The sequence below is a fragment of the Streptomyces sp. NPDC005706 genome (assembly GCF_040631045.1).
Taxonomy (GTDB): domain Bacteria; phylum Actinomycetota; class Actinomycetes; order Streptomycetales; family Streptomycetaceae; genus Streptomyces.
Map to the genome: position 1 here is coordinate 89497 of NZ_JBEXYS010000023.1, position 21195 is coordinate 110691.

Sequence of the window (21195 nt, forward strand, 5' to 3'; positions counted from 1 at the left end):
CCGCGGACCGGAGCCGGGCCCGGCCCCGCCGCCCCCGGCCGGGGCCGAGCCCGTCGAGGAGGACGTATGACCACCCTTGCCGACCCGGTGCCCGGCGGGCGGCCCGGCGACCCGGAGCGGGTCGCAGCGCTGACCGCCGAGCTGACCGCGCGGGGCGTGCACGGCATCGTCCTCGCGTACGTGGACACCGCGGGCGTCGGCCGGGTGAAGACGATCCCGACGGCCCGGCTGGAGGCGGCCGCGGCCTGGGGGGTCGGCATGTCGCCGGTCTTCGACACGTTCCTGGCCGACGACTCGATCGTCACCACCGACGTACTCGGCTCCCCGGACGGCGACCTCAGGCTCTACCCCGACCTCGACCGGCTGGTGGTGCTGGCCGGGCAGCCCGGCTGGGCCTGGGCGCCCGTGGACCGGATCACGCAGGAGGGCGAGCCCCACCCCGGCTGTTCCCGCACCTTCCTGCGCCGGATCGTCGCACGGGCCGCCGAGGAGCACGGCCTCGCCTTCCGGGCGGCCATCGAGGTCGAGTGGGCCTTCGGACTCGATGACACGCCCGACGGGGAGTTCGTCCCGGCGGTGACCGGTCCGGCGTACGGCGCCGCCCGGCAGATCGGGCTGAGCGACTGCACGGCCGACCTGTACGCGGCGTTCGCGGCCCAGGGCGTGGACGTCGACCAGATCCACCCCGAGTACGCGGCCGGGCAGTTCGAGGTCTCGGTGGGCGCGCTGGACCCGGTGGCCGCCGCCGACCGCAGCGTCCTGGTGCGCCAGACGATCCGGGCGGTGGCGGAGCGGCACGGCCTGCGGGTGTCCTTCTCCCCCGCGGTCCTCGCCGAGGGCGTCGGCAACGGCGGCCATCTGCACCTGTCGTGCTGGCGCGAGGGGACGAACCTGCACGCCGGCGGCGACGGCCGGTACGGCATGACGGCCGAGGCGGAGTCGTTCGCGGCCGGGGTGCTCGCGCACCTGCCCGCGCTGACGGCGGTGACCGCGCCCAGCCCGGCCAGCTATCTGCGGCTCAGGCCCTCCCAGTGGGCGGGGGTGTTCGCCGCGTGGGGCCGGGAGACCCGCGAGGCCGCGCTGCGGATGGTCACCGGCACGACGGGCCGCCGGGCCCAGGAGGCGAACATGGAGGTCAAGCCGGTCGACCTGGCCGCCAACCCGTATCTCGCGTTCGGCTGTGTGATCGCCGCCGGGCTGGACGGCCTGGCGGCGTCCCGGACGCTGCCGGAGGAGATCACCGGGGATCCGGCCCGGTACGGCCCTGACGAGGCCGCGGCTCTCGGCGTACGCCGCCTGCCGGGGTCGCTGTCGGGGGCCGTCGGGGAGTTCCGCGCCGACGAAGTGCTGCGAGCCGCGCTGGGCCCGGTCCTGGCGGACGCGGTGACCGCCGTACGGCTCGGTGAGGCGGCGGCGGTGGACGGCCTGGACGACGCGCGGGTCGCGGCGGCGTACCGCTGGACGTACTGACATGGCCGTCCCCGGGCCGGTCCACGAGGCGCTGGCCGCGCTGCCGCTGGTGGACCACCACTGCCACGGCGCCGTCACGGCCGACCTCACGCCCGCCGGGTTCGAGTCGCTGATCACCGAGGGAGAGGTCTGGCCCGGCGTGTCCGCCTTCGACAGCCCGGTCGGCGTGGCGGTGCGCCGCCACTGCGCGCCCCTGCTGGACCTGCCCCGGCACACGCCCCCCGCCGAGTACCTGGCCCGGCGCCGCGAGCTGAGCTGGCGCGAGGTCAACCGGCGCTTCCTGACCGCCGCCGGAGCCGAGGCGTTCTGCGTCGACACCGGCTACGCACCGCATCCCGTCACCTCCCCCGCCGAGCTGGCCGAGGCCTCGGGCGCCGCCGCTTACGAGGTGGTGCGGCTCGAACGGGTGGCCGAGGAGGTGGCGGCCCGGGGTGTCACGGCAGGCGGTTACGCCGACGCGTTGAGGTCGGCCGCCGAGGAGGCCGTACGACGGCCCGGCGTCATCGCGGTGAAGTCGGTGGCCGCCTACCGCACCGGCTTCGCCCTCTCCCCGGAGCGGCCCGCGGACGGCGAGGTGACCCGGGCGGCCGGGCGGTGGCTCGCGCGCGGCGGGCGCCTCGACGACCCGGTCCTCGTACGGCATCTGCTGTGGACCGCGGTCGGCCTGGGTCTGCCGCTGCAACTGCACACCGGTTTCGGCGACGCCGATCTGCGGCTGCACCACGCCGACCCCGCGCTGCTCACCGACTGGCTGCGGCTGACCGCCGGGACGGTCCCGGTCCTGCTGCTGCACTGCTGGCCGTACCACCGCCAGGCCGCCTATCTGTCGGCGGTGTTCGAGCAGGTGTACCTGGACGTCGGCCTGGCCCTGCACTACACCGGCCCGGCCCGCTGCCGGGCGGTACTTGAGGAGGCCCTGGAGATCACCCCGTTCCGCAAACTGCTGTACAGCTCCGACGCCTACGGTGTGGCCGAGTTCCACCACCTCGGCGCGCTCTCCTTCCGGCGCGCCCTGGGCGCACTGCTCCAGGACCGGGTGGACGCGGACGAGCTGAGCCTGCCCGACGCCCTGCGCATCGCGGCCTGGACGGGCCGCGACAACGCCCGCCGACTGTACGCACCGACCATGGACGAACCGGCCCGCGACCGCAGCGAGCGCCCCACCCGGAAAGTATGATCAAGCAATGTCTGACATCACCGAAACCACGCCCGGCTGGCTGACCTCGGACGAGCTGGAGATGGCCAGGGCCCGGATGCCGATCCTCTACGTCGAGGCCGTGCCCGTGCGCGTGGACGACAGCGGCGAAGTCACGAGCATCGGACTGCTGCTGCGCATCGGCCCGGACGGAACGGTGAGCCGGACCCTGGTGTCCGGCCGGGTCCTGCACCACGAGCGGGTACGGGACGCCCTGCTGCGCCATCTGGAGAAGGACCTCGGCCCGGTCGCCCTGCCTCGGGTACCGGCCTCCCTGCAGCCGTTCACGGTCGCGGAGTACTTCCCGACGGCCGGCGTCACGCCGTACCACGACCCGCGTCAGCACGCCGTGTCGCTGGCGTACGTCGTGCCGGTGACCGGCGACTGCCGCCCCCGGCAGGACGCCCTCGACCTGGTCTGGTTCAGCCCGCAGGAGGCCGCCTCGGAGGCTCTGCAGAGCGAGATGCCGGGCGGGCACGGCGTGCTGCTGAAGCAGGCCCTCGCCCATGTGGGGCTGGTGTCCTGACGCGGTGGCGGGTGCCCGCCTCCGGCCGCGGCCCCCGGCCCGCTCCCGCTGAGGCCCGGGGCCGCCGATGCCACAATCGAAGAACGACACAGCCGCCACGGGGGATCGTGTCAGGAGGCCGGCATGCACCGCTCGATCCAGGGGCTGTCCGAGCCGGTCCGCCGTGACCGGCGGGCGGGCGCCGGGACCGGACCACGGGCCCCCGGGCGCGCGTGATGGCCGGGAACCGGGAGGGCCGGCACCCGCGCCACCCGACCCTGCCCGACCTGCACTCGCGCCTGCGTTCCGAGCTGGGCCGGATCGACGAGCAACTGCGCGGCCTGCTGTCCACCATGGACCGGCTGCAGGGCCTGCTGGACGCGGTGGTGGCCATCAGCCGCGAGGTGGAACTGCCCGCGGTGCTGCACCGCATCGTGACCACCGCCATGGAGCTGGTCGGCGCCCGCTACGGCGCCCTCGGTGTGCTCAACAGGACCGGGCAGGGCCTGGAGCAGTTCATCGCGGAGGGCCTGACCGAACCGGAACGCCGTGCGCTGGACGAGTCCGGCCTGCCGCGTGGCCTGGGCGTCCTCGGGCATCTGATCCGCTACCCGGAGCCGTTGCGGGTCGACGAGATCACCGCCCACCCGTCCTCGGTCGGCTTTCCGGCCGGCCATCCGGCCATGCGCACGCTGCTGGGTGTCGCCATCAGCGTCCGCGGCGAGATCTACGGCGACCTCTACCTCTCCGAGCGGCTCGACGGACAGCCCTTCGACAGGCACGACGAGGACGTCGTCGTCGCCCTGGCCAGCGCCGCCGGCATCGCGATCGAGAACGTCCGGCTGTTCGAACGGATCCGGATCGATGCCGAGCAGTTCCAGCGGCTGCTGCTGCCCACCCTGCCCGACCTGCGGCCCTTCACCGCCGCCGCCATCTACCGGCCCGCAGCGGAGCCCAGCCAGCTCGGCGGGGACTGGTACGACGCCATCCAGCTCCCCGACGACGTCGTGGCCGTCGTCATCGGTGACGTGGTCGGACACGATCTGCAGGCGGCGGCCGCCATGGCCTCCACCCGCAACATGATGCGCGCCCTGCTGTTCGACCACCGCAATCCGCCCGGCGCGGTCCTCACCCAGCTCGACCGGACCCTGGAGGCGATCACCAACAACCCGGTCACGACGACCACCCTGGCCCGCATCGAACCGGAGGGGGCGGGCTGGCGGCTGCGCTGGAGCACCGCCGGTCACGTCCCGCCGCTGCTGATCGCCCCGCGGCACGAGGCGGAACTGCTGTTCTCCGAACCCGGGCTGCCGCTCGGCGTGGACACCGGGCAGCCCCGCCCCGAGCACTCCCGTCTGCTGCCCCCGGCCGCCACGGTGGTCTTCTTCACGGACGGTCTCGTCGAGCATCCCGACCACGCGATCGACGAGAGCCTGCGCGAACTCGCCGAACTCGCCGCCGCGCACGCCGCCCTGCCGCTGCCGGAGTTCGTCCGGGCACTGGCGGACCACCACCCCAGCGACGGCCACGACGACATGGCCATCCTCGCCCTGCGCACCCCGCCCGCCTGACCAGCGGATCCACGGCTCACCACGCTGCCGGGCGGAACTCCCGGATCGGACGGATGATGGCTTCGAGGCGATGGCGAGCGGAGGTCGCCCGATGACTGTGACGCGGCGCGAACGGCTCCGGCGCGGTGGCTTGACCGCCCTGGAGGTCTGCGTCGTCGCCGCGCTCTATTACGGCTCGGCCAGGCTCGGCCTGCTCCAGCAACTGGTGCGCGGCCAGGTCACCCCCGTGTGGCCGCCGAGCGGGATCGCGGTGGCGGCGCTGCTGATGCGCGGCCCGCGGGTCTGGCCCGGCATCGCACTGGGCGCGTTCCTGGTCAACATCACGCTGGGGCCGTCGGTCCCGGCCGTGCTCGCCATCGTGGTCGGCAACACCCTCGCTCCCCTGTGCTCCTACGCGCTGTTGCGCCGCACGGGGTTCCGCGAGGAGCTGGACCGGCTGCGGGACGCGCTGGCGCTGATCTTCCTGGGCGCGTTCACCGGAATGTTGATCAGCTCGACGACGGGCAGCGCGTCGCTGGTGCTCTCCGGTGCGCTGAGTCCTGACCGGTTCTGGCCGACCTGGACGGTGTGGTGGACCGGTGACGCGATGGGCGTCCTGGTGGTCACCCCGGTCCTGCTGATCCTGTGCGGGGGCCGCCTGCCGAGGGGTGTGCCGCCGGTCCGATGGGCGGAGGGGCTGCTGCTGGCGGTGGCCGCCATCAGCGTCGGTTTCGCGGAGACCGGTCGCGTGCCGCTGCTGTTCCTCGGTTTCCCGCTGCTGTTCTGGGCGGCCTTCCGCTTCGGGCTGATGGGGGCCGCACCCTGCGCGCTGGTCATGTCGACCTTCGCGATCCTGGCCGCCGCACGGAGGTCGGGTCCGTTCGCCGGGCACGACCTCGTCACCAGCATGATCACTCTGCAGGCGTTCAACGGCTCCGCCGCCCTGACCGCGCTGCTGCTCACGGCGATCCTCGGTGAGCGGGCCCAGTCCCAGCGGGAGATCGAGCTGGCCTGCCGGCAACTGGCCGACATGGTCTCCAAGATCGCCACCGGCGACCACCATCCCCTGCTCGCCCGGGGGCCGACCTTGACCGGTGTGGACGCCGGGAGGGCCGACGGGGAGGCCGCGACGGGCGGCGGAGAAGCCGGGACGGGCGACGGCGGGGCGGCGACGGGCGATGGAGAAGCCGCACCGGGCGACGGCAGAGCGGCGGCCGGGGACGGGGAGGCCGCGACGGGGGACGGGGAGGCCGGCGAGGGGGCCGGGGCGGGCGGGTCGCGGGCGGAAGAGCACCGGACACGACAAAGGTCGTCTCCTCATCCCTGAGAAGACGACCTCCGACCATCGCAAGAAGCTGGTCGGGACGACAGGATTTGAACCTGCGACCCCTTGACCCCCAGTCAAGTGCGCTACCAAGCTGCGCCACGTCCCGGTGCCGTTTGACCTGGGGTTTCCCTGGTCGAAACGCGCAGGGAAACAATACCGCACTCGGGTCGGTGGTCGCGCATCCATTACCGGTGGCCGAGGGTCGCGCGCCTCGCGGAACGGGTGCCGGGGCGCGGGTGCGACCGTCGGGGCGGCTCAGTGCGCCGGGGTCCGGGCGTCGGCCCGGGTGAGGTCCCGTACCGCCGGGACCGAGAGCAGCGCCGTGGCCACCAGCAGGCTCACCCCGCCGGCGATCAGCAGGACGTGGCCGGCGCCCAGGGCGGCGGCCGCCGGCCCTGCGAGGGCCTGGCCGACGGGCATCATCGCTAGGGAGCCGGCCACGTCGTAGGCGTGGATGCGGTTGAGGACGTCGCCGGGCACCTGGGTCTGCACGGTGGTCGCCCACATCACGCCCCAGAAGGACAGGCCGGCCCCGGCCACCGCCGCGCCCGCCGCCATGGCCGGTACGCCGAGACCGGCGCCGACGGCGGCCGGGAAGCCGAAGAAGGCGAACAGCGCGAGCGCCCCGGCGCGCAGCATGCGGCGTGGCCGCAGCCGGAGGGCGCACAGTCCGCCGACGACCGTGCCCGCGCCGAGGGCCGAGTTGATCAGGCCGTAGGCGCGCGGGCCGTGGTGCTGGACGACCTCGGCGGCCACCAGCGGAACGGTCGGCCCCCAGGTGGCGATCATGTACACGCCCCAGACGACGATCACGCCCCACAGCCAGGTCCGGGACCGGAACTCCCGCCAGCCCTCGACCAGGTCGGCCCGGAAGGAGCGCAGGCCGGGCCCGGTGGGGCGGGCTCCGGCGGGCAGCGGGGGCAGCCGCAGCAGCAGGAGGCACAGGGCGCTGATCGCGTAGGTGGCGGCGTGCGCGACGAACACGCCACCGGGCGAGGCGAAGCCGACCAGGAGGCCGGCGGCGGCCGGTCCCGCGAGCTGGGCCACCGACTCGGCGACGCGGATCGCGCCGTTCGCCCCCTGGACGTCGGGGGCGAGGCGGGGCACGGTGCTGGCCACGCCCGGCTGGAACACGGCCGCGGCCACGCCGCCCACGATCCCGATGGCGCAGATCTGCCACAGGACCACACGCCCCGAGAAGAACAGGACCGCGGCCAGGGACTGGGTGACGAGCCGGACCAGGTCGGCGCCGATCATCAGCCTGCGGGTGCTGAACCGGTCGGCGATCACTCCGCCGAAGACGACGAGACCCGCGAAGGCGGCGGACGCGGAGGCCATGGCGAGGCCGACCGCACCGGCGCCGTACCCGTGCCGCAGCAGGCCGGCGGCGAGCGCCACGGGCAGCATGGTGTCGCCGAGCCGGGCGACGGCCCGGGCCACGAAGAACAGCGCGAAGTCCCGCGACCAGACCGCGGGGCCCTCGGCACCGGCCCGGCGCCCCCGCCCCGTCCCCGCGACCTTGTCGCGCCGTGCCCGCGTACCGGTCATCCCGCGTACTCCCCTCCCGGCCCCGCCCTCACTCCGTGCGCCGCGCGGGATCATGTCATGCCCCGCCGGTGCCCGCCGAGCCGTTTTCCGGTGCCGCTCTCAGCGGGCGCCGGGCGCATCCGACTCGGGGTGGGTCTCCAGGAGTCGCGGCGGGGCGGCCTGGCGCCAGGAGTCGGCGAGGATGTCGCGCAGCTCCGCCTCGTCGTCCAGCGCCGCGAGTCTCGCTCTCACCCAGGCGAACTGGGCCTCGTGGCCGGCGATCCAGAACTTCTCCGGTTCGGCCAGCACCAGTTCGTCGCGCTCCTCCTTCGGGCAGCGCACGGCGATGGACGTCTCGTCCTCGGGGAGGGTCGCGAACATCTTCCCGGCCACCCGGAACGTGGGCATGTTCCAGGCGGTCTTCTCCGTGGTGTCCGGCAGGGACAGGGCGATACGGCGTACGTCTTCTGCGTCCGGCATGCCACGCACGCTAGCTCCCGCCACTGACAGTCACCCGGCGGGCGGGCCGACCCGCTTGTAGTAGAGCGTGGTCGGGCGCAGTTCACCGGACGGGCTCGCCGCGTAGTCGGGGATGGTGCCGGCCGGGGTCCAGCCGGCCGAGCGGTACAGGTGCTCGGCGCGGCTGCCGGTCTCGGTGTCGAGGTGGAGCAGGGTGACGCCGGCGCGGACGGCCGCTTGCTCGGCGGTGGCGAGGAGGCGGCGGCCGAGGCCCTGTCCGCGCGCGGAGCGGTGCACCATCAGCTTGACGAGTTCGGCGCGGTGGCGGCTGTTGGGCTTGTCGGGCAGGGCCAGGCCGACGGTGCCCGCCACCCGGTCGGCGCCGTCCACGGCCACCCACACCGCCAGCCGTCCGGCGGCCACGGCGCCGGCCCGCTCCCGCCACCACCCGGCGGCCTCGTCCGGCCCGAGCGGCGCGAGGAATCCGACCGAGGCTCCCCCGGCCACGGTGTCGGCCAGCAGCGCGGCCAACTCATGGCATCGCTCGCGCACTTGGGCGTCGTTCCAGCGCAGTACGGTCATGGCCGCACCACCGCGAGCGCGTAGCGCGCCGCGCCGGGTCCGGGGCAGCGAAACCGTGTCGGGCCGAAGACCCGCATCCGCAGGCAGTCCCCGGTGCCGAGGGTGTGGCTCGCCTCCTCGACGGTCACCTCCAGCGTGCCGTCGAGGACCCACAGGTGCTGTTCGAGGCCGGGCACGGGCGGGCGGTCGTACGCGATGTCGGCGCCCGGGGTGAGTCTGCCCTCGACGAGTTCGCCGCGCAGCCCGCCGTGCGGCGGGGAGACGGACCGCCGTACGAAGCCGGCCGCGGGGTCCCGCCAGACCTGCTGGTCGGCCGCCCGGACCACGGGGGCCGGCGCCGCCTCGACCTCGCTGAGCAGCTGGGACATGGTGCGTCCGTAGACATGGCAGAGACGGTTGAGGAGGGAGGCGGTGGCGCTGATCTCGGCGCGTTCGGCACGCGACAGGGTGGACCTGCTCACTCCGCTGCGGTCGGCCAGCTCACCCAGGGACCAGCCCTGCCCGGCACGGAGTTCGGCCAGCCGGGCGCCGATCCGGGCGTCCACGGGGTCAGGGGCTTCGGTTCTCATATCCGGGACGCTATCCCGGATATGAGACGACCGTGTTACGGGAGGCTCACGCCCGCCGCCCGCCCCAGGGCCTGGAGCACCGGGCGGATCAGCGGGTGTCCCTCGGCGCCCCGGCGGACCGCCGCGAAGACCCGGCGGGTGGGGGCCACCCCGTCCACCGGGCGGACGACCACGCCCGCCAGGTCCATGCCGCGCAGGGCGGAGCGGGGTACGAGGGCCACGCCCGCGTCGGCCGAGGCGAGGGCGACCACGGCGCGGAAGTCGTCGGAGGAGTGTTCCAGCCGGGGCTGGAACCCGGCGCTCTCGCAGGCCAGGACGACCACGTCGTGGCAGGGGTTGCCGGGGTACGGCCCGATCCACGCGTCCTTGGCCAGTTCGGCGAGGGGGACCTCGTCGGCGTCGGCGAGGCGGTGGCCGACGGGGACGACGGCGTCGAAGGGCTCGGCGTACAGCGCCACATGGGTCAGCCGGGGGTCGTCGGCGGCCGGGGCGCCCCGGTACTCCACGGCGACGGCGACGTCCACCTGCCGGTCCAGCACCATCGGCAGACTGGCGTCACCCTCGGCGTCCTGGACCCGGATCCGTATGCCGGGCGCCGATGAGGCCAGCCGGGCCAGGGCGGGCGCCACCACCTCGGCGATGCCGGTGGCGAAGGCGGCCACGGTGACCGTGCCGGCCTCCCCCGAGCCGTAGGCGGCCAGCTCGGCCTCGGCGCGCTCGAGCTGGGCGAGGACGGCGTTGGTGTGGCTGAGCAGGATCTCGCCGGCCGGGGTGAGCCGCACGCCCTTGGCGCCCCGCTCGACCAGCCGGTGGCCGGTCTCCTGCTCCAGCGCGGTCAGTTGCTGGGAGACGGCGGAGGGGGTGAGGTACAGCGCGGCGGCCGCCGCCGTCACCGTGCGGTGGTCGGCCACCGCACGGAGGATGTGGAGCCGCCGCGCTTCGATCATGGGGTCAATTATCGCCCCATGTCCACGCTGGTCAGACCGCCAGCTCGGCGCGGGCCGCGACGAACGCGTCGACCGCCCGGTCCACGTCCTCGGTGGAGTGCCCGGCGGACAGCTGGACGCGGATACGGGCCTGGCCCTGCGGGACGACCGGGTAGGAGAAGCCGATCACGTACACGCCCCGCTCCAGCAGCAGTTCGGCCATCCGGGCCGCCTCGGCGGCGTCGCCGATCATGACGGGCGCGATGGCGTGGTCGCCGGGGAGGATGTCGAAGCCCTCCTCGGTCATCCGGCGGCGGAACAGGGCGGTGTTCTCGGCGAGCCGGACGCGCAGGTCGTCGGCGGACTCCAGCAGGTCGAGGACCTTCAGGGAGGCTGCGGCGATCACCGGGGCGAGGGTGTTGGAGAACAGGTACGGGCGCGAGCGCTGGCGCAGCAGGGCGACGATCTCGGCGCGGGCGGCGACGTAGCCGCCGGAGGCGCCGCCGAGCGCCTTGCCGAGGGTGCCGGTGATGATGTCCACGCGGTCCATCACGCCGTGCAGTTCGGGGGTGCCGCGGCCGGAGGGGCCGACGAAGCCGACGGCGTGCGAGTCGTCGACCATGACCATCGCGTCGTAGCGGTCGGCGAGGTCGCAGATCTCCGCGAGGGGCGCGAGGTAGCCGTCCATGGAGAAGACGCCGTCGGTGACGATCAGCTTGCGCCGGGCATCGCCGGCGGCCTTGAGCTGCGTCTCCAGATCGGCCAGGTCTCGGTTGGTGTAGCGGAACCGCTTGGCCTTGCTCAGCCGGATGCCGTCGATGATGGACGCGTGGTTGAGGGCGTCGGAGATCACCGCGTCCTGCTCGCCGAGCAGGGTCTCGAAGACACCGCCGTTGGCGTCGAAGCAGGAGGAGTACAGGATGGTGTCCTCCTGGCCGAGGAAGGCCGAGAGGCGGGCCTCCAGCTCCTTGTGCACCTCCTGGGTGCCGCAGATGAAGCGGACCGAGGCCATGCCGTAGCCCCAGCGGTCGAGCGCCTCGTGGGCGGCGGCGACCACCTCGGGGTGGTCGGCGAGGCCCAGGTAGTTGTTGGCGCAGAAGTTGAGGACCTCGCCGGGGCGGCCGCCGGCGCTGACGTTGACGGTCGCGGACTGCGGGGTGTCGATGACCCGCTCGGGCTTGTGCAGACCGGCGGCGCGGATCTCGTCGAGGGTGGCGCGCAGGTCGTCGCGCACGGAGTCGAACATGGGAAAGCTCCTGAAGGTGCTTGCGGGAGAAGGGTTCTACACGGTCCAGTCGAGGATGACCTTGCCGCCGGTGCCGCCGGCCGCGTCGGCGAAGGCGGCCTCGTAGTCGCGGTAGCCGTAGCGGCCGGTGATCACGGGGGCGAGGTCCAGGCCGCCCTCCAGCAGGACCGACATCGCGTACCAGGTCTCGAACATCTCGCGGCCGTAGATGCCCTTGATGGTGATCATCGAGGTGACGACGCGGGCCCAGTCGACGGGGAACTCCTCGGCGGGCAGGCCGAGCATGGCGATCCGGCCGCCGTGCGTCATGTTGGCGATCATCTCGCGCATGGCCTCGGGGCGGCCGGACATCTCCAGGCCGATGTCGAAGCCCTCCCGCAGACCGAGTTCCCGCTGCCCGTCCGCGATGGTGGTCCCGGCGACGTTCAGGGCGAGGCTCACGCCGATCTTGCGGGCCAGCTCCAGGCGCTCCTCGCTGACGTCGGTGATGACGACGTTGCGGGCGCCGGCGTGCCGGGCCACCGCGGCGGCCATCAGGCCGATCGGGCCGGCGCCGGTGATCAGGACGTCCTCGCCGACCAGCGGGAACGACAGCGCGGTGTGCACGGCGTTGCCGAACGGGTCGAAGATCGCGGCGACGTCGAGGTCGACGGGGACGCGGTGCACCCAGACGTTGGACGCCGGCAGCGCGACGTACTCCGCGAACGCGCCGTCCCGGCCGACACCGAGGCCGACGGTGGCTCGGCACAGATGGCGCCGCCCGGCGAGGCAGTTGCGGCACTTGCCGCACACCAGGTGGCCCTCGCCGCTGACCCGGTCACCGACCCGGATGTCGCTGACGTCGCGCCCGGTCTCCACGACCTGCCCGACGAACTCGTGCCCCAGCACGAGCGGCGTGCTGATCGCCTGCTGCGCCCAGCCGTCCCAGGCCCGGATGTGCAGGTCGGTGCCGCAGATACCGGTCCGCATGACCTTGATCAGCACATCGCCGGGACCGATGGCGGGCTCCGGGACGTCCGTCAGCCAGAGCCCGGGCTCCGCCTTCTCCTTGACCAGCGCCTTCAACGCTACGGCTCCTGTGGGTGAGGTCCCGGCCCGCGGGCATGCCGAAGAAGCCCGCACCGGGTCAGAGGGGTGGAATCACCCTGCAATCTGCCGTACGCGCGCGCCGGGGTCCATCGAGCTTTTCTTAACCGCCGCCTCAGCTTTCCTTCACGCCCCCGGGCACGGCCTCGGCCGCGCGCCCGGGTCCGGCGGGAGCCCGCTCACAGCGGCAGCCCGTCGCGCGCCGATCCCTCCATGTGCGCGGCGAGTTCGGCGGCCAGCGACTTGATCGTCTCCAGCCCGGTCCTGCCCCAGGCCCGCGGGGCGACGTCGGCGGCGCACACGGTGCCGAGCGCCATTCCGGAGCTGTCGATGAGCGGGGCGCCGAGGTAGGAGCGGATGCCGTACTCGTCGACCACGGGATTCCCCGCGAAGCGCGGGTAGTCGCGGACGTCCTCCAGGACCAGGGCCTTGCGCCGGACCACCACATGGGGGCAGAAGCCGTGGTCGCGCGGCAGTACGCGGCCGACCTCGGGCCTGCTGCCGTCCTCGCGGACCAGCGGCGCGGCCGCCGGGGCGCGCAGACCCGCGAAGAACTGGCGGTCCTCGCCGACGAAGTTGACCATGGCGTACGGGGCGCCGGTGAGCCGGGCCAGATGGTCCGCGAAGGCGTCGAGAGCGGGTTCGGGCCGCTCCCCCAGACCGAGCCCGCGGAGTCTGGAGGTACGGGCGGGGGCCTCCTTGTCCTCGGGGGTGAGCAGCAGACCCCGGACCGGACGGGGCGGCTCGTAGCTCATGACCGGTCTCCGGCGCTGTGGACGTACCTCATGGGGCGGCTCCGTGGGCGGTGTGGCTGGGTCACATGTGGGCGCCGTGGCTCGGCGCGGGCGCCGGGGCGTGGGCGATGAGGTGGCGTACGAGGGTGAGCAGGGTCTGCACGCCGGAGCTGGAGATGCGGGCGTCGCAGGGGACGACGGGGATACCGGGACCGAGGTCGAGGGCGGCGCGCACCTCCGCCGGGTCGTAGCGGTAGCCGCCGTCGAACTCGTTGACGGCGACGACGAAGGCGAGGCCGCGCTCCTCGAAGAAGTCCACCGCCGCGAAGCACTCCTGCAGGCGGCGGGTGTCGGCGAGGATGACCGCGCCGAGCGCCCCTTCCGACAGCTCGTCCCACATGAACCAGAACCGCTCCTGCCCCGGCGTGCCGAACAGGTAGAGCACGTGCCGCGGATCGAGGGTGATCCGGCCGAAGTCCATGGCGACCGTCGTCTCGACCTTGTTCTCGATGCCGTCGAGGTTGTCGGTGGCGGCGCTGACGGTGGTGAGCAGCTCCTCGGTGCTGAGCGGGGCGATCTCGCTGACCGCTCCCACGAAGGTCGTCTTGCCGACCCCGAACCCGCCCGCCACCAGGACCTTGAGCGCGGTGGGGAACGGATCAGAGCTGTCGTCGTAGTCCATCGAGCACTGCCTCCAGCAGAGACCGGTCTGTGGGTGTGTGGTGGAAGACGGGGGGCTTGGTGGTCAGCGCCCCGCAGTCGACGAGGTCGGAGAGCAGCACCTTGGTGACCACCGCGGGCAGTCGCAGGTGCGCGGCGACCTCGGCCACCGGGACGGGCGCGCGGCACACCTCGAGCGCCTGGGCGTGCTCGGGGCCGAGGTAGCCGAGGGGGGTGACGCCGGTGGACATCACCTGCGACATGAGGTCGAGGGCGATGCTGGGTTCGGTGCGGCCGTTGCTGACCGTGAACGGGCGCACCAGCCGTCCGGCGGCGTCGTCGAGCCAGGGCCCGTCGCCGGCTGCGGCCACCCTCAAGGCCTCGTCCCCGTGGGTTCGGCGGCGTGCCGGCGGGGCGCGGTCACCAGGTAGGGACGCACGCTCTTGACCAGCATCGCCATCTCGTAGCCCAGTACGGCGGCGTCGGCCTCGCGGCCGGCGAGCACGGCGAGGCAGGTGCCGGAGCCGGCCGTGGTGACGAACAGCAGCGTCGAGTCGAGTTCGACGACGACCTGACGGACGTCGCCGCCGTCGCCGAACCGGATGCCCGCGCTGCGGCCGAGCGAGTACAGGCCGGAGGCCAGGGCCGCCATGTGGTCGGCGCTGTCGGGATCGAGGCCGTGCATGGACTTCACCAGTCCGTCGCAGGACAGGAGCACCGCGCTGGACGTGTGCGGTACGCGCTGCACGAGGCCGCTCAGCAGCCAGTCGAGGTCGGATGCCTGGGCGGTCGGCGCATCGCTCGCCATGGTGGATCGACTCCTTGGGGTACGAAGACCAGCGGGAGCGCTGGATGTGGGGGTGCTGGGGGTGGGGAGGGCGGGGTCCGTGCGGCCGGAGAGGGGGGTCATCGGGCCGGCGTGCTCGCTTCGGGGCTGCCGCCGCTGCCTTCGCCGGCGGGCGAGTACACGTGCTGCCGGGCCGCGGGCCGCGGATCCGGTTCCGTGGGCTCCTGTGCCTCGGCCAGTCCTATGCCGCGCTGGAAGGCGGCCATCAGCCCGGGATCGTGGCCCGCGACGACGTCGGCGTCCTGACGCGGGGCGGGGCCACCGCGCAGCTGCGGGACGATGTGCTCCTGGGCGCGGCGGCGCGGCAGCCGGGGCTTGCCCATGGTGCCGCGTACGGCCGTGCCGTCGCGCGGGACGGGCAGGACGCCCGCGTGGGCCTCCACCACCGGCCGGTGCCCGGAGCCGACGCCGGGTTCGGCCTCGGCGGGGTCGGCCCGCCTCTCGCGTGCGGCCCGCACGGGCAGCGGGGCAGGTGCTCCGTCGCCCGGCGCGGGTTCGCTCCGCTCTGTTTCGCTCCGCGCGGTCGCGCGGCGCTCTCCCTCCTCGTGCGTACTCCCGTTGCGGGCGGCCGCGTTCGGCATGTCATCGCCGTACCCGGACCCGCGCTGCGCGTGCCGGCGCCTGCCGTTGGCCGGGACCGGCGCGGAAGCGGACTCCCCGTGGCCCGGACCGGCCTCGTCGGTCCTTTCCGCGTGGGCCGTTCCCCAGCCGGTCCCCTGCGCCGTCACGGCGTACGGGACGTGGGCCGACGGCACCGCCGGCGGGCCGTGTGCCGCGGGGTTCTCCTGCTGGTGCGTCGCCGCCCCGGCCGCCCCTTGTACGCCCGGCGCCGTGCCCAGCAGCGCCTGGGGTACGACGAGTACGGCCTGCACACCGCCGTAGATGTTGCTCTGTAGGCGCACCGAGATGCCGTGCCGCCGGGCGAGCTGGGAGACGACGTAGAGGCCGATGCGGCCGTCGGCCAGCAGGCTGGCCACGTTGACCTGGTCGGGGTCGGCGAGCAGGGCGTTCATCCTGTCCTGCTCGCCGACCGGCATGCCGAGCCCGCGGTCCTCGACCTCCACGGCGAGCCCGGAGGTGACGAGGTTGGCGCGCAGCAGCACCTGGGTGTGCGGGGCGGAGAACAGCGTGGCGTTCTCCACGAGTTCGGCGAGCAGATGGATGACGTCGGCCACGGCGTGGCCGCGCAGCTCGCCGTCGATGGGCGGGACCAGCTTGACCCGGGAGTACTGCTCGACCTCGGCGATGGCCGAGCGCAGCACCTCGGTCATGTCCACCGGGTTGCTCCACTGCCGCCGGGACACCGCGCCGCCGAGCACGGCGAGGTTCTCGGCGTGCCGCCGGATCCGGGTGGCGAGGTGGTCGACGTGGAACAGGCCCTTGAGCAGATCGGGGTCCTCGATCTCGTTCTCGAGGTCGTCGAGGATCGAGATCTCCCGGTGCACCAGGGACTGAAGCCTGCGTGCCAGGTTGACGAAGACCTCGAGCTTCTGTTCGCTGCCCGCCTGGCTGGAGAGCTGGGCGGCCTGCACGACGGCGGTGACGGCGCCGTCGTGCGCCCGGGCCAGGTCGGCGGCGAGCAGGTCGAAGTCGTCGGCGTCCGCGGGCGGCCGGCGGCCCGGTCCGCGCCGGGCCGGGGCCTCGCCCTGCCGCAACGCCTCGACGAGGGCGTGCAGTTCGGCCTCGCCGCGGGCGGCGCCGCGGCGCAGGGCGTCGACGCGGTCGGTGACCGAGCGAGCGGCGCGGTCGGCGGCCACGGCGGCGATCAGGACGCCCGCGACGGTCACCGCTAACGCTCCGGCGAGTACGGCCCACAGGGTGGGGCCGGGCCGCGTGCCGGTGGAGCGGATGCTGAACAGGACGGCCGCGGTGGCGCCGAGGGCGACGGCGACGGGCGGAAGCACGGCGAGCCGCATGAGTTGGGGCCGTATGTGTGTCTCGGGCAGTGCGGGAGCGGGTCGGGCGACCGGTCTCCCGTGGCGGCCGCCCTCACGGCGGTCGGCACGGGCGGCCGGTGCACGGAGATGAGACATCTGCGTCCTCGTACTGGTCCGTCGGCCTGGTTCGCCCCAGGCCCTGCGTCGTGCGACGGACACTCACAGTAGTCGCCCGCGCATCACGTGCGGCGGGCAGTTGCCAAACTCCCCCGGGCAGCGTCCCGCTCTGGTATGAGGCGTCGTACGACAGACCGATAACCGCGCCGGACTGTGGAGACAGATCCGTAAGGACTCGATCCATCCTGGTCAGAAGCGGTCGAAAACAAGCAGCGAGGGCCGGTACGCACTGGTGTGCGTACCGGCCCTCGGCGCGTCCGGAGACCCGGTCCGGCGTCATGCCGCCCGGGTGCCGACGGCTCGGAGGTGTCGGCCTCGGGCCGGAAGATCCGTCACCTTCCGTCACCCGCGGCAGGCCCGGTCACCTTCGGCGCGAGCCGCTTGACCAGGCGCCGCGCCTTGGTGGGCAGACGGCTCTTGGCCTGGGCCTCGAGCGCCCGGAGCCGCATCTCGCTGGACTCCCGCTGCGCGGTGAGCGCCGCCTCGAGCTTCTTGATCTGGGTGGCCTGAGCGGAGGCCCTCTTCTCGGCCCTGGCGGCCTGACGCGCGATCGCCTTGTTCTGCTCCCGGAGCAGGGTGATGCGGAAGAGCAGGTCGTCCGGGCTCTCGGCCTCGGAACGGCGGAACGGCCGGGGGAACCGAGCCGCCCGGACGTTCCGGTCGTACTCCTCGCCGCCGTCCCCGTGCTCGTAGGCGTTCCGCAGTCCGTTCCTCGTCATGAAGTCCAGCAGCCGCTGGAACCCCTCGGCGTAATGCGCGTCGAACGCCGTGTAGTCGGTCTCCGCGTAGAGGGCCGCGACGTCGGTGTCGGCCTCCAGGTCGGTGATGACCCGGTGCGGGATGTGGTGGTACCGGGACAGCTCGAGCGTTCGCGAGTCATGGGCGAACACGAACGCCGGGGTGCCGGCGACCAGAGCGGCGATGTTGCCGTGAATACGCGTTCCGACGGCGAAGTCGTACCGGCTGAGGGCGTCCATCCAGCTGTGCGGCTCCAGCGGCACACACACATCGGCCGTGCGTATCAGCGGGTGGGAGCTGAGATCGGGCATCGGCGTGGACTGCCGGGCGGCGACGGCCGTGTCACCCCAGTAGAGCGTCTGGAGGTCGCGTCCCTCCTGCGCGAAGTAGGTGAGGCCGGGGTGCTGCTTCAGGATGGAGTCGTTGATGGCCGAGGCGAGTTCGGCGTTCGCGAGCCGCAGCGCGGTGGACAGCGCGATCCGGGCTCCCTCGGGCAGCGTCTGCCCGCCCGGGTGTCCCATCCGGAAGCCGGGGCCGCGGAAGTAGACCGAGGGACATCCGATGACGTCGACATCGCGGAAACCGAGTTCGCCGAGATAGCGCTGGGTGAACTCACCCCGGACGCCGATGGACGCCGAACGGTCCAGTACCGCCCCGACGAACCGCTTGACGGCCTCGTCGACGGGCTTCAGGAACGCGGTGTCGTAATCGAGTTTCGCCTGCGCGCCGACCCCGAACACGACCACGGGGACCCGCAGTTTGCCGATGAGGTCCGCCAGGATGTGCATGTGCGGGATGAACTTCGATTTGAAGGCATTGGCCATCGGCAGTACGAAGACATCGCATTCGCCGTTGATCCGGTCCGCGTCCGCGACCTTCAGTTCGGCGAAGTGTGTCGTGTCGACCCGGATCTCCGCGTCCGGCACGGACATGTGCCGGTAGGCGGAATTGGTGTACATGAGATTGCCGACGTTGCCCCGAATGCTGTTGCGCACCAAGGTGCTCTCGATCGTGGGCACGCTGAATGGGTCGTTCCCCGCCTGCATGAGAATGCGCTTCACAGGCCGGGAGCGTAACGTCGCACCACGCCTTTACGGAATCCTTGCGCGTCCTTTTCTTCGTCGTGACGGGCGTTCCCGGGTCAGCGCTCGCCGGCCAGGTCGACCTCGACGCGGCTGATCTCGGCGGCGGTCGAGGGCTGTCGGGGCCGGCGCCGGAGGTGGGCGACGGGTGCCGACGCGGATCGCCACCAGGCGTCGGCGGGGAGCTTTCCGGCGGGTTCGAAGGGCTCGCCCGGCCGGGGCAGGGCCACCGCCTGACCGGCCTCCTCGGCGGCCTCCTTGGTCCACTCGCCGGGCTCGGCCCAGGGGTGCGGGGCGAGGTTGAAGGTGCCCCAGTGGATCGGGAGCAGTACGCCGTGCGGGGTGCCGCCCTGCAGGTCGAGGTGGGCGCGCAGACCCTCCTCGGGCGTCATGTGGATGTCGGGCCAGAACTCGCTGTACGCGCCGATCTGGATCATCGTGGCGTCGAACGGGCCGTGAGCGGCGCCGATTTCGCGGAAGCCGTCGAAGTAGCCGGTGTCACCGCTGTGGTAGACCCGGTGCTCCTCGCCGGCGACGGCCCAGGAGGCCCACAGGGTGTGCTGGGTGTTGCGCAGACCGCGGCCGCAGAAGTGGCGGGCCGGGGTGGCGGTCAGGGTGAGGCCGCCGACCTCGGTGGACTCGTGCCAGTCGAGTTCGCGCAGCCGGTCCGCCGAGACGCCCCAGTGCTCCAGGTGCGCGCCGACGCCCAGCGGCACGGCGAACACGGTGTCCGTACCGGCCAGCGCCTTGATCGTGGGCATGTCCAGGTGGTCGTAGTGGTCGTGTGAGATCACCACCACGTCGACCGGACCGAGCGCGGCCAGCGGCAGCGGCACCGGGTGCAGCCGCCTGGGCCCGACGAAGGGGAAGGGAGAGCAGCGCTCCCCCCAGACGGGGTCGAACAGGACGCGGTGACCGTCGATCTCCACGAGCACGCTGGAGTGGCCCATCCAGGTCACCCGCAGCCCCGTCGTGGGCGGCTTGGCCAGGTCGGCGAGGGTGGTGGAGTGCACCGGGACGGTGCCGTCCGGGGAGCGCAGCGGCCGGGTGTCCTTGTCCAGGAACACCTTGGCGAGGTCGAGCGTGGAGCCGGAGGGCCGGGTGCGGGCGGTGCCGCCCGGGTTCTGGAAGACGCCGTCCCTGAAGTGCGGGGAACGGCGGATCCGGGCGAGGCGCTCACCGCGCGGCTGCGCGCCGAAGGCCTCGGGCTGCAGCGCGCTGAGCCCGGAGCTCTTGGAACGCCATCCGGTCACGGTTACCTCCAGTGAAGTCGCTGAGGTCCTCCATTATGGTCGGCCCGTACGACAGGGGTGCCGCCCGCTGCGGGGTCCCGCTCCCCCGGTCGGCCGATACGTCCCGCACGGCGCTTTGACAGCGGCCCGACGGCTGCGGATACTGACCCGCTGTTCAGTAACCGCCCTCCCGGGAGCCCCCATGACCGCCGCCCCCCTGATGTCGCTCGTGTGGACCGACCACGTCACCGGACGGCAGGGCTTCCTGGTCGTCGACCGGCTGGTGCGCGGCGTGGCCAGCGGCGGGCTGCGCATGCGCGCCGGCTGCACGCTGGAGGAGGTCACCGGGCTCGCGCGCGGTATGACGATGAAGGAGGCCCTGCACTACAACCCGGAGGCCCGGTACGTCCCCCTCGGCGGCGCCAAGGGCGGCATCGACTGCGATCCGCGGGACCCGGCGGCCTACGGGCTCCTCGTGCGCTATCTGCGCGCCATGCGGCCGTACATCGAGAGCTGCTGGACCACCGGCGAGGATCTGGGCCTCAGCCAGGACCTGGTGGACCGGGCCGCCGCCGAGGCGGGCCTGGTCTCCACCGTCCAGGCCGTGTTCCCGCTGCTGGACGACGAGCCGACGGCCCGCGCGCGGCTCGCGGACGCCTTCGCGGTGCGGGTGGACGGCGTCGGCCTGGACGAACTGGCGGGCGGCTGCGGGGTGGCCGAGTCGGTGCTGACGGCCCTGGACCGGGCCTCGGTGCCGTACCGGGGCACCCGGGTGGCCGTGCAGGGGCTGGGCACCATGGGCGGGGCCACGGCGCGTTTCCTCGCGCGCGCGGGCCTGACGGTGGTGGCGGTGGCCGACGTCAAGGGGACCGTCGCCAACCCGGACGGCCTCGACGTGGAGGCGCTGCTGGCGGCGCGGGACGCCTACGGCACACTCGACCGCTCCGCGCTGCGCCCGGCCGACCGTGAGCTGCCCGGCGACGCCTGGCTGTCGGCGGACGCGGAGGTGCTGGTGCCGGCGGCGGTCTCGTACGCGGTCGACACCGCCGGGCAGGAGCGGATCACCGCCCGCTGGATCGTCGAGGCCGCCAACATGCCCGTACTGCCGGAGGCGGAGCGGCTGCTGGCCGCGCGCGGGGTGACGGTACTGCCGGACGTGGTGGTCAACTCCGCCACCAACGCCTGGTGGTGGTGGACGCTGTTCGGCGACATCGGCCCGGACGCCGACGAGGCGTTCGCCCACATCCGCCGCTCGATGCGGGCTCTGACCGGGACGGTGCTGGACCGCGCGCGGGCCGACGGGACGACGCCGCGCGCCGCCGCCCACGCCCTGGTGTCGGACCGGCTGCCGGTGATCGCCGGGCGCTTCGGCTGGTACCGCTGACCCCGGCGGGCACGGCCGCCGT

General features: G+C 73.4%; 20 protein-coding genes and 1 tRNA gene. 6 read left to right on the forward strand and 15 right to left on the reverse strand.

Annotated features, from left to right (window positions below; genetic code table 11):
* Window positions 1-66: 66 nt before the first annotated feature.
* The 5 genes from ABZ478_RS28675 to ABZ478_RS28695 all read left to right on the forward strand — a co-directional run bounded on the left by ABZ478_RS28675 (window position 67) and on the right by ABZ478_RS28695 (window position 6047).
* Window positions 67-1470, forward strand: a complete 1404-nt coding sequence (locus tag ABZ478_RS28675; protein WP_359553671.1) for a glutamine synthetase family protein — start codon at window positions 67-69, stop codon at window positions 1468-1470.
* Window position 1471: 1 nt separating this feature from the next.
* Entirely contained in the window at window positions 1472-2647 is a 1176-nt protein-coding gene (locus ABZ478_RS28680; RefSeq protein ID WP_359553673.1) for an amidohydrolase family protein, read from the forward strand.
* A 7-nt stretch (window positions 2648-2654) separates the two neighbouring features.
* Window positions 2655-3191 (forward strand): NUDIX hydrolase family protein, encoded by a 537-nt coding sequence (locus ABZ478_RS28685; RefSeq protein WP_359553674.1) that lies wholly within the window; start codon window positions 2655-2657, stop codon window positions 3189-3191.
* Window positions 3192-3406: 215 nt separating this feature from the next.
* Window positions 3407-4741, forward strand: a complete 1335-nt coding sequence (locus tag ABZ478_RS28690; RefSeq protein ID WP_359553676.1) for a GAF domain-containing SpoIIE family protein phosphatase — start codon at window positions 3407-3409, stop codon at window positions 4739-4741.
* A gap of 91 nt (window positions 4742-4832) precedes the next feature.
* Complete coding sequence (locus tag ABZ478_RS28695) at window positions 4833-6047, forward strand: MASE1 domain-containing protein (protein ID WP_359553678.1); 1215 nt, start codon at window positions 4833-4835, stop codon at window positions 6045-6047.
* A 29-nt stretch (window positions 6048-6076) separates the two neighbouring features.
* Here ABZ478_RS28695 and ABZ478_RS28700 read toward each other — a convergent pair.
* The 15 genes from ABZ478_RS28700 to ABZ478_RS28770 form a co-directional block, all read right to left on the reverse strand.
* Window positions 6077-6153 (reverse strand) — tRNA-Pro (locus ABZ478_RS28700).
* A gap of 149 nt (window positions 6154-6302) precedes the next feature.
* The gene (locus ABZ478_RS28705; RefSeq protein ID WP_359553680.1) at window positions 6303-7595 is read right to left on the reverse strand and encodes an MFS transporter; all 1293 of its coding nucleotides are present in this window, start codon (window positions 7593-7595) and stop codon (window positions 6303-6305) included.
* A 99-nt stretch (window positions 7596-7694) separates the two neighbouring features.
* Window positions 7695-8054 (reverse strand): MmcQ/YjbR family DNA-binding protein, encoded by a 360-nt coding sequence (locus tag ABZ478_RS28710; protein WP_359553682.1) that lies wholly within the window; start codon window positions 8052-8054, stop codon window positions 7695-7697.
* 30 nt (window positions 8055-8084) lie between these two features.
* Window positions 8085-8615 carry a GNAT family N-acetyltransferase gene (locus ABZ478_RS28715; RefSeq protein ID WP_359553684.1) on the reverse strand — a complete coding sequence of 177 codons (531 nt, stop codon included), beginning with the start codon at window positions 8613-8615 and terminating at the stop codon, window positions 8085-8087.
* Window positions 8612-9184: an XRE family transcriptional regulator gene (locus ABZ478_RS28720; RefSeq protein ID WP_359553685.1), complete on the reverse strand. Its 573-nt coding sequence runs from the start codon at window positions 9182-9184 to the stop codon at window positions 8612-8614. The genes ABZ478_RS28715 and ABZ478_RS28720 overlap by 4 nt, the downstream gene beginning before the upstream one ends.
* A gap of 35 nt (window positions 9185-9219) precedes the next feature.
* Entirely contained in the window at window positions 9220-10131 is a 912-nt protein-coding gene (locus ABZ478_RS28725) for a LysR family transcriptional regulator (protein WP_359553687.1), read from the reverse strand.
* Window positions 10132-10162: 31 nt separating this feature from the next.
* Window positions 10163-11356, reverse strand: coding sequence for a glycine C-acetyltransferase (locus ABZ478_RS28730; RefSeq protein ID WP_359553689.1), 1194 nt, complete (start codon window positions 11354-11356; stop codon window positions 10163-10165).
* Between the two features lie 36 nt (window positions 11357-11392).
* Window positions 11393-12421, reverse strand: coding sequence for an L-threonine 3-dehydrogenase (tdh, locus tag ABZ478_RS28735; protein ID WP_359553691.1), 1029 nt, complete (start codon window positions 12419-12421; stop codon window positions 11393-11395).
* Between the two features lie 200 nt (window positions 12422-12621).
* Window positions 12622-13197, reverse strand: a complete 576-nt coding sequence (locus ABZ478_RS28740; protein ID WP_359553693.1) for a GAF domain-containing protein — start codon at window positions 13195-13197, stop codon at window positions 12622-12624.
* A 61-nt stretch (window positions 13198-13258) separates the two neighbouring features.
* Window positions 13259-13858, reverse strand: coding sequence for an ATP/GTP-binding protein (locus ABZ478_RS28745; protein ID WP_359553694.1), 600 nt, complete (start codon window positions 13856-13858; stop codon window positions 13259-13261).
* Window positions 13836-14207 (reverse strand): DUF742 domain-containing protein, encoded by a 372-nt coding sequence (locus ABZ478_RS28750; protein ID WP_358932584.1) that lies wholly within the window; start codon window positions 14205-14207, stop codon window positions 13836-13838. Before ABZ478_RS28750 ends, ABZ478_RS28745 begins: the two co-directional genes overlap by 23 nt.
* Before the next feature lie 2 nt (window positions 14208-14209).
* The gene (locus ABZ478_RS28755) at window positions 14210-14644 is read right to left on the reverse strand and encodes a roadblock/LC7 domain-containing protein (RefSeq protein WP_358932473.1); all 435 of its coding nucleotides are present in this window, start codon (window positions 14642-14644) and stop codon (window positions 14210-14212) included.
* A gap of 98 nt (window positions 14645-14742) precedes the next feature.
* Window positions 14743-16716 (reverse strand): ATP-binding protein, encoded by a 1974-nt coding sequence (locus tag ABZ478_RS28760; RefSeq protein WP_359553695.1) that lies wholly within the window; start codon window positions 16714-16716, stop codon window positions 14743-14745.
* 353 nt (window positions 16717-17069) lie between these two features.
* Window positions 17070-18494, reverse strand: a complete 1425-nt coding sequence (locus ABZ478_RS28765) for a polysaccharide pyruvyl transferase family protein (protein WP_359553696.1) — start codon at window positions 18492-18494, stop codon at window positions 17070-17072.
* A gap of 122 nt (window positions 18495-18616) precedes the next feature.
* On the reverse strand, window positions 18617-19810 hold the full coding sequence (locus tag ABZ478_RS28770; protein ID WP_359553698.1) for an MBL fold metallo-hydrolase: 1194 nt from the start codon (window positions 19808-19810) through the stop codon (window positions 18617-18619).
* A gap of 181 nt (window positions 19811-19991) precedes the next feature.
* Between ABZ478_RS28770 and ABZ478_RS28775 the strand changes: the two genes are divergently transcribed.
* Window positions 19992-21173 (forward strand): Glu/Leu/Phe/Val dehydrogenase dimerization domain-containing protein, encoded by a 1182-nt coding sequence (locus tag ABZ478_RS28775; RefSeq protein ID WP_359553700.1) that lies wholly within the window; start codon window positions 19992-19994, stop codon window positions 21171-21173.
* Window positions 21174-21195 lie beyond the last annotated feature (22 nt).

Excerpts from the sequence above, each read along its gene's own strand:
- ABZ478_RS28675 (WP_359553671.1), top strand. The coding sequence starts at position 67 with ATGACCACCCTTGCCGACCCGGTGCCCGGCGGGCGGCCCGGCGACCCG.
- ABZ478_RS28680 (WP_359553673.1), top strand. The coding sequence starts at position 1,472 with ATGGCCGTCCCCGGGCCGGTCCACGAGGCGCTGGCCGCGCTGCCGCTG.
- ABZ478_RS28685 (WP_359553674.1), top strand. The coding sequence starts at position 2,655 with ATGTCTGACATCACCGAAACCACGCCCGGCTGGCTGACCTCGGACGAG.
- ABZ478_RS28690 (WP_359553676.1), top strand. The coding sequence starts at position 3,407 with ATGGCCGGGAACCGGGAGGGCCGGCACCCGCGCCACCCGACCCTGCCC.
- ABZ478_RS28695 (WP_359553678.1), top strand. The coding sequence starts at position 4,833 with ATGACTGTGACGCGGCGCGAACGGCTCCGGCGCGGTGGCTTGACCGCC.
- ABZ478_RS28705 (WP_359553680.1), bottom strand. The coding sequence starts at position 7,595 with ATGACCGGTACGCGGGCACGGCGCGACAAGGTCGCGGGGACGGGGCGG.
- ABZ478_RS28710 (WP_359553682.1), bottom strand. The coding sequence starts at position 8,054 with ATGCCGGACGCAGAAGACGTACGCCGTATCGCCCTGTCCCTGCCGGAC.
- ABZ478_RS28715 (WP_359553684.1), bottom strand. The coding sequence starts at position 8,615 with ATGACCGTACTGCGCTGGAACGACGCCCAAGTGCGCGAGCGATGCCAT.
- ABZ478_RS28720 (WP_359553685.1), bottom strand. The coding sequence starts at position 9,184 with ATGAGAACCGAAGCCCCTGACCCCGTGGACGCCCGGATCGGCGCCCGG.
- ABZ478_RS28725 (WP_359553687.1), bottom strand. The coding sequence starts at position 10,131 with ATGATCGAAGCGCGGCGGCTCCACATCCTCCGTGCGGTGGCCGACCAC.
- ABZ478_RS28730 (WP_359553689.1), bottom strand. The coding sequence starts at position 11,356 with ATGTTCGACTCCGTGCGCGACGACCTGCGCGCCACCCTCGACGAGATC.
- ABZ478_RS28740 (WP_359553693.1), bottom strand. The coding sequence starts at position 13,197 with ATGAGCTACGAGCCGCCCCGTCCGGTCCGGGGTCTGCTGCTCACCCCC.
- ABZ478_RS28745 (WP_359553694.1), bottom strand. The coding sequence starts at position 13,858 with ATGGACTACGACGACAGCTCTGATCCGTTCCCCACCGCGCTCAAGGTC.
- ABZ478_RS28755 (WP_358932473.1), bottom strand. The coding sequence starts at position 14,644 with ATGGCGAGCGATGCGCCGACCGCCCAGGCATCCGACCTCGACTGGCTG.
- ABZ478_RS28760 (WP_359553695.1), bottom strand. The coding sequence starts at position 16,716 with ATGTCTCATCTCCGTGCACCGGCCGCCCGTGCCGACCGCCGTGAGGGC.
- ABZ478_RS28775 (WP_359553700.1), top strand. The coding sequence starts at position 19,992 with ATGACCGCCGCCCCCCTGATGTCGCTCGTGTGGACCGACCACGTCACC.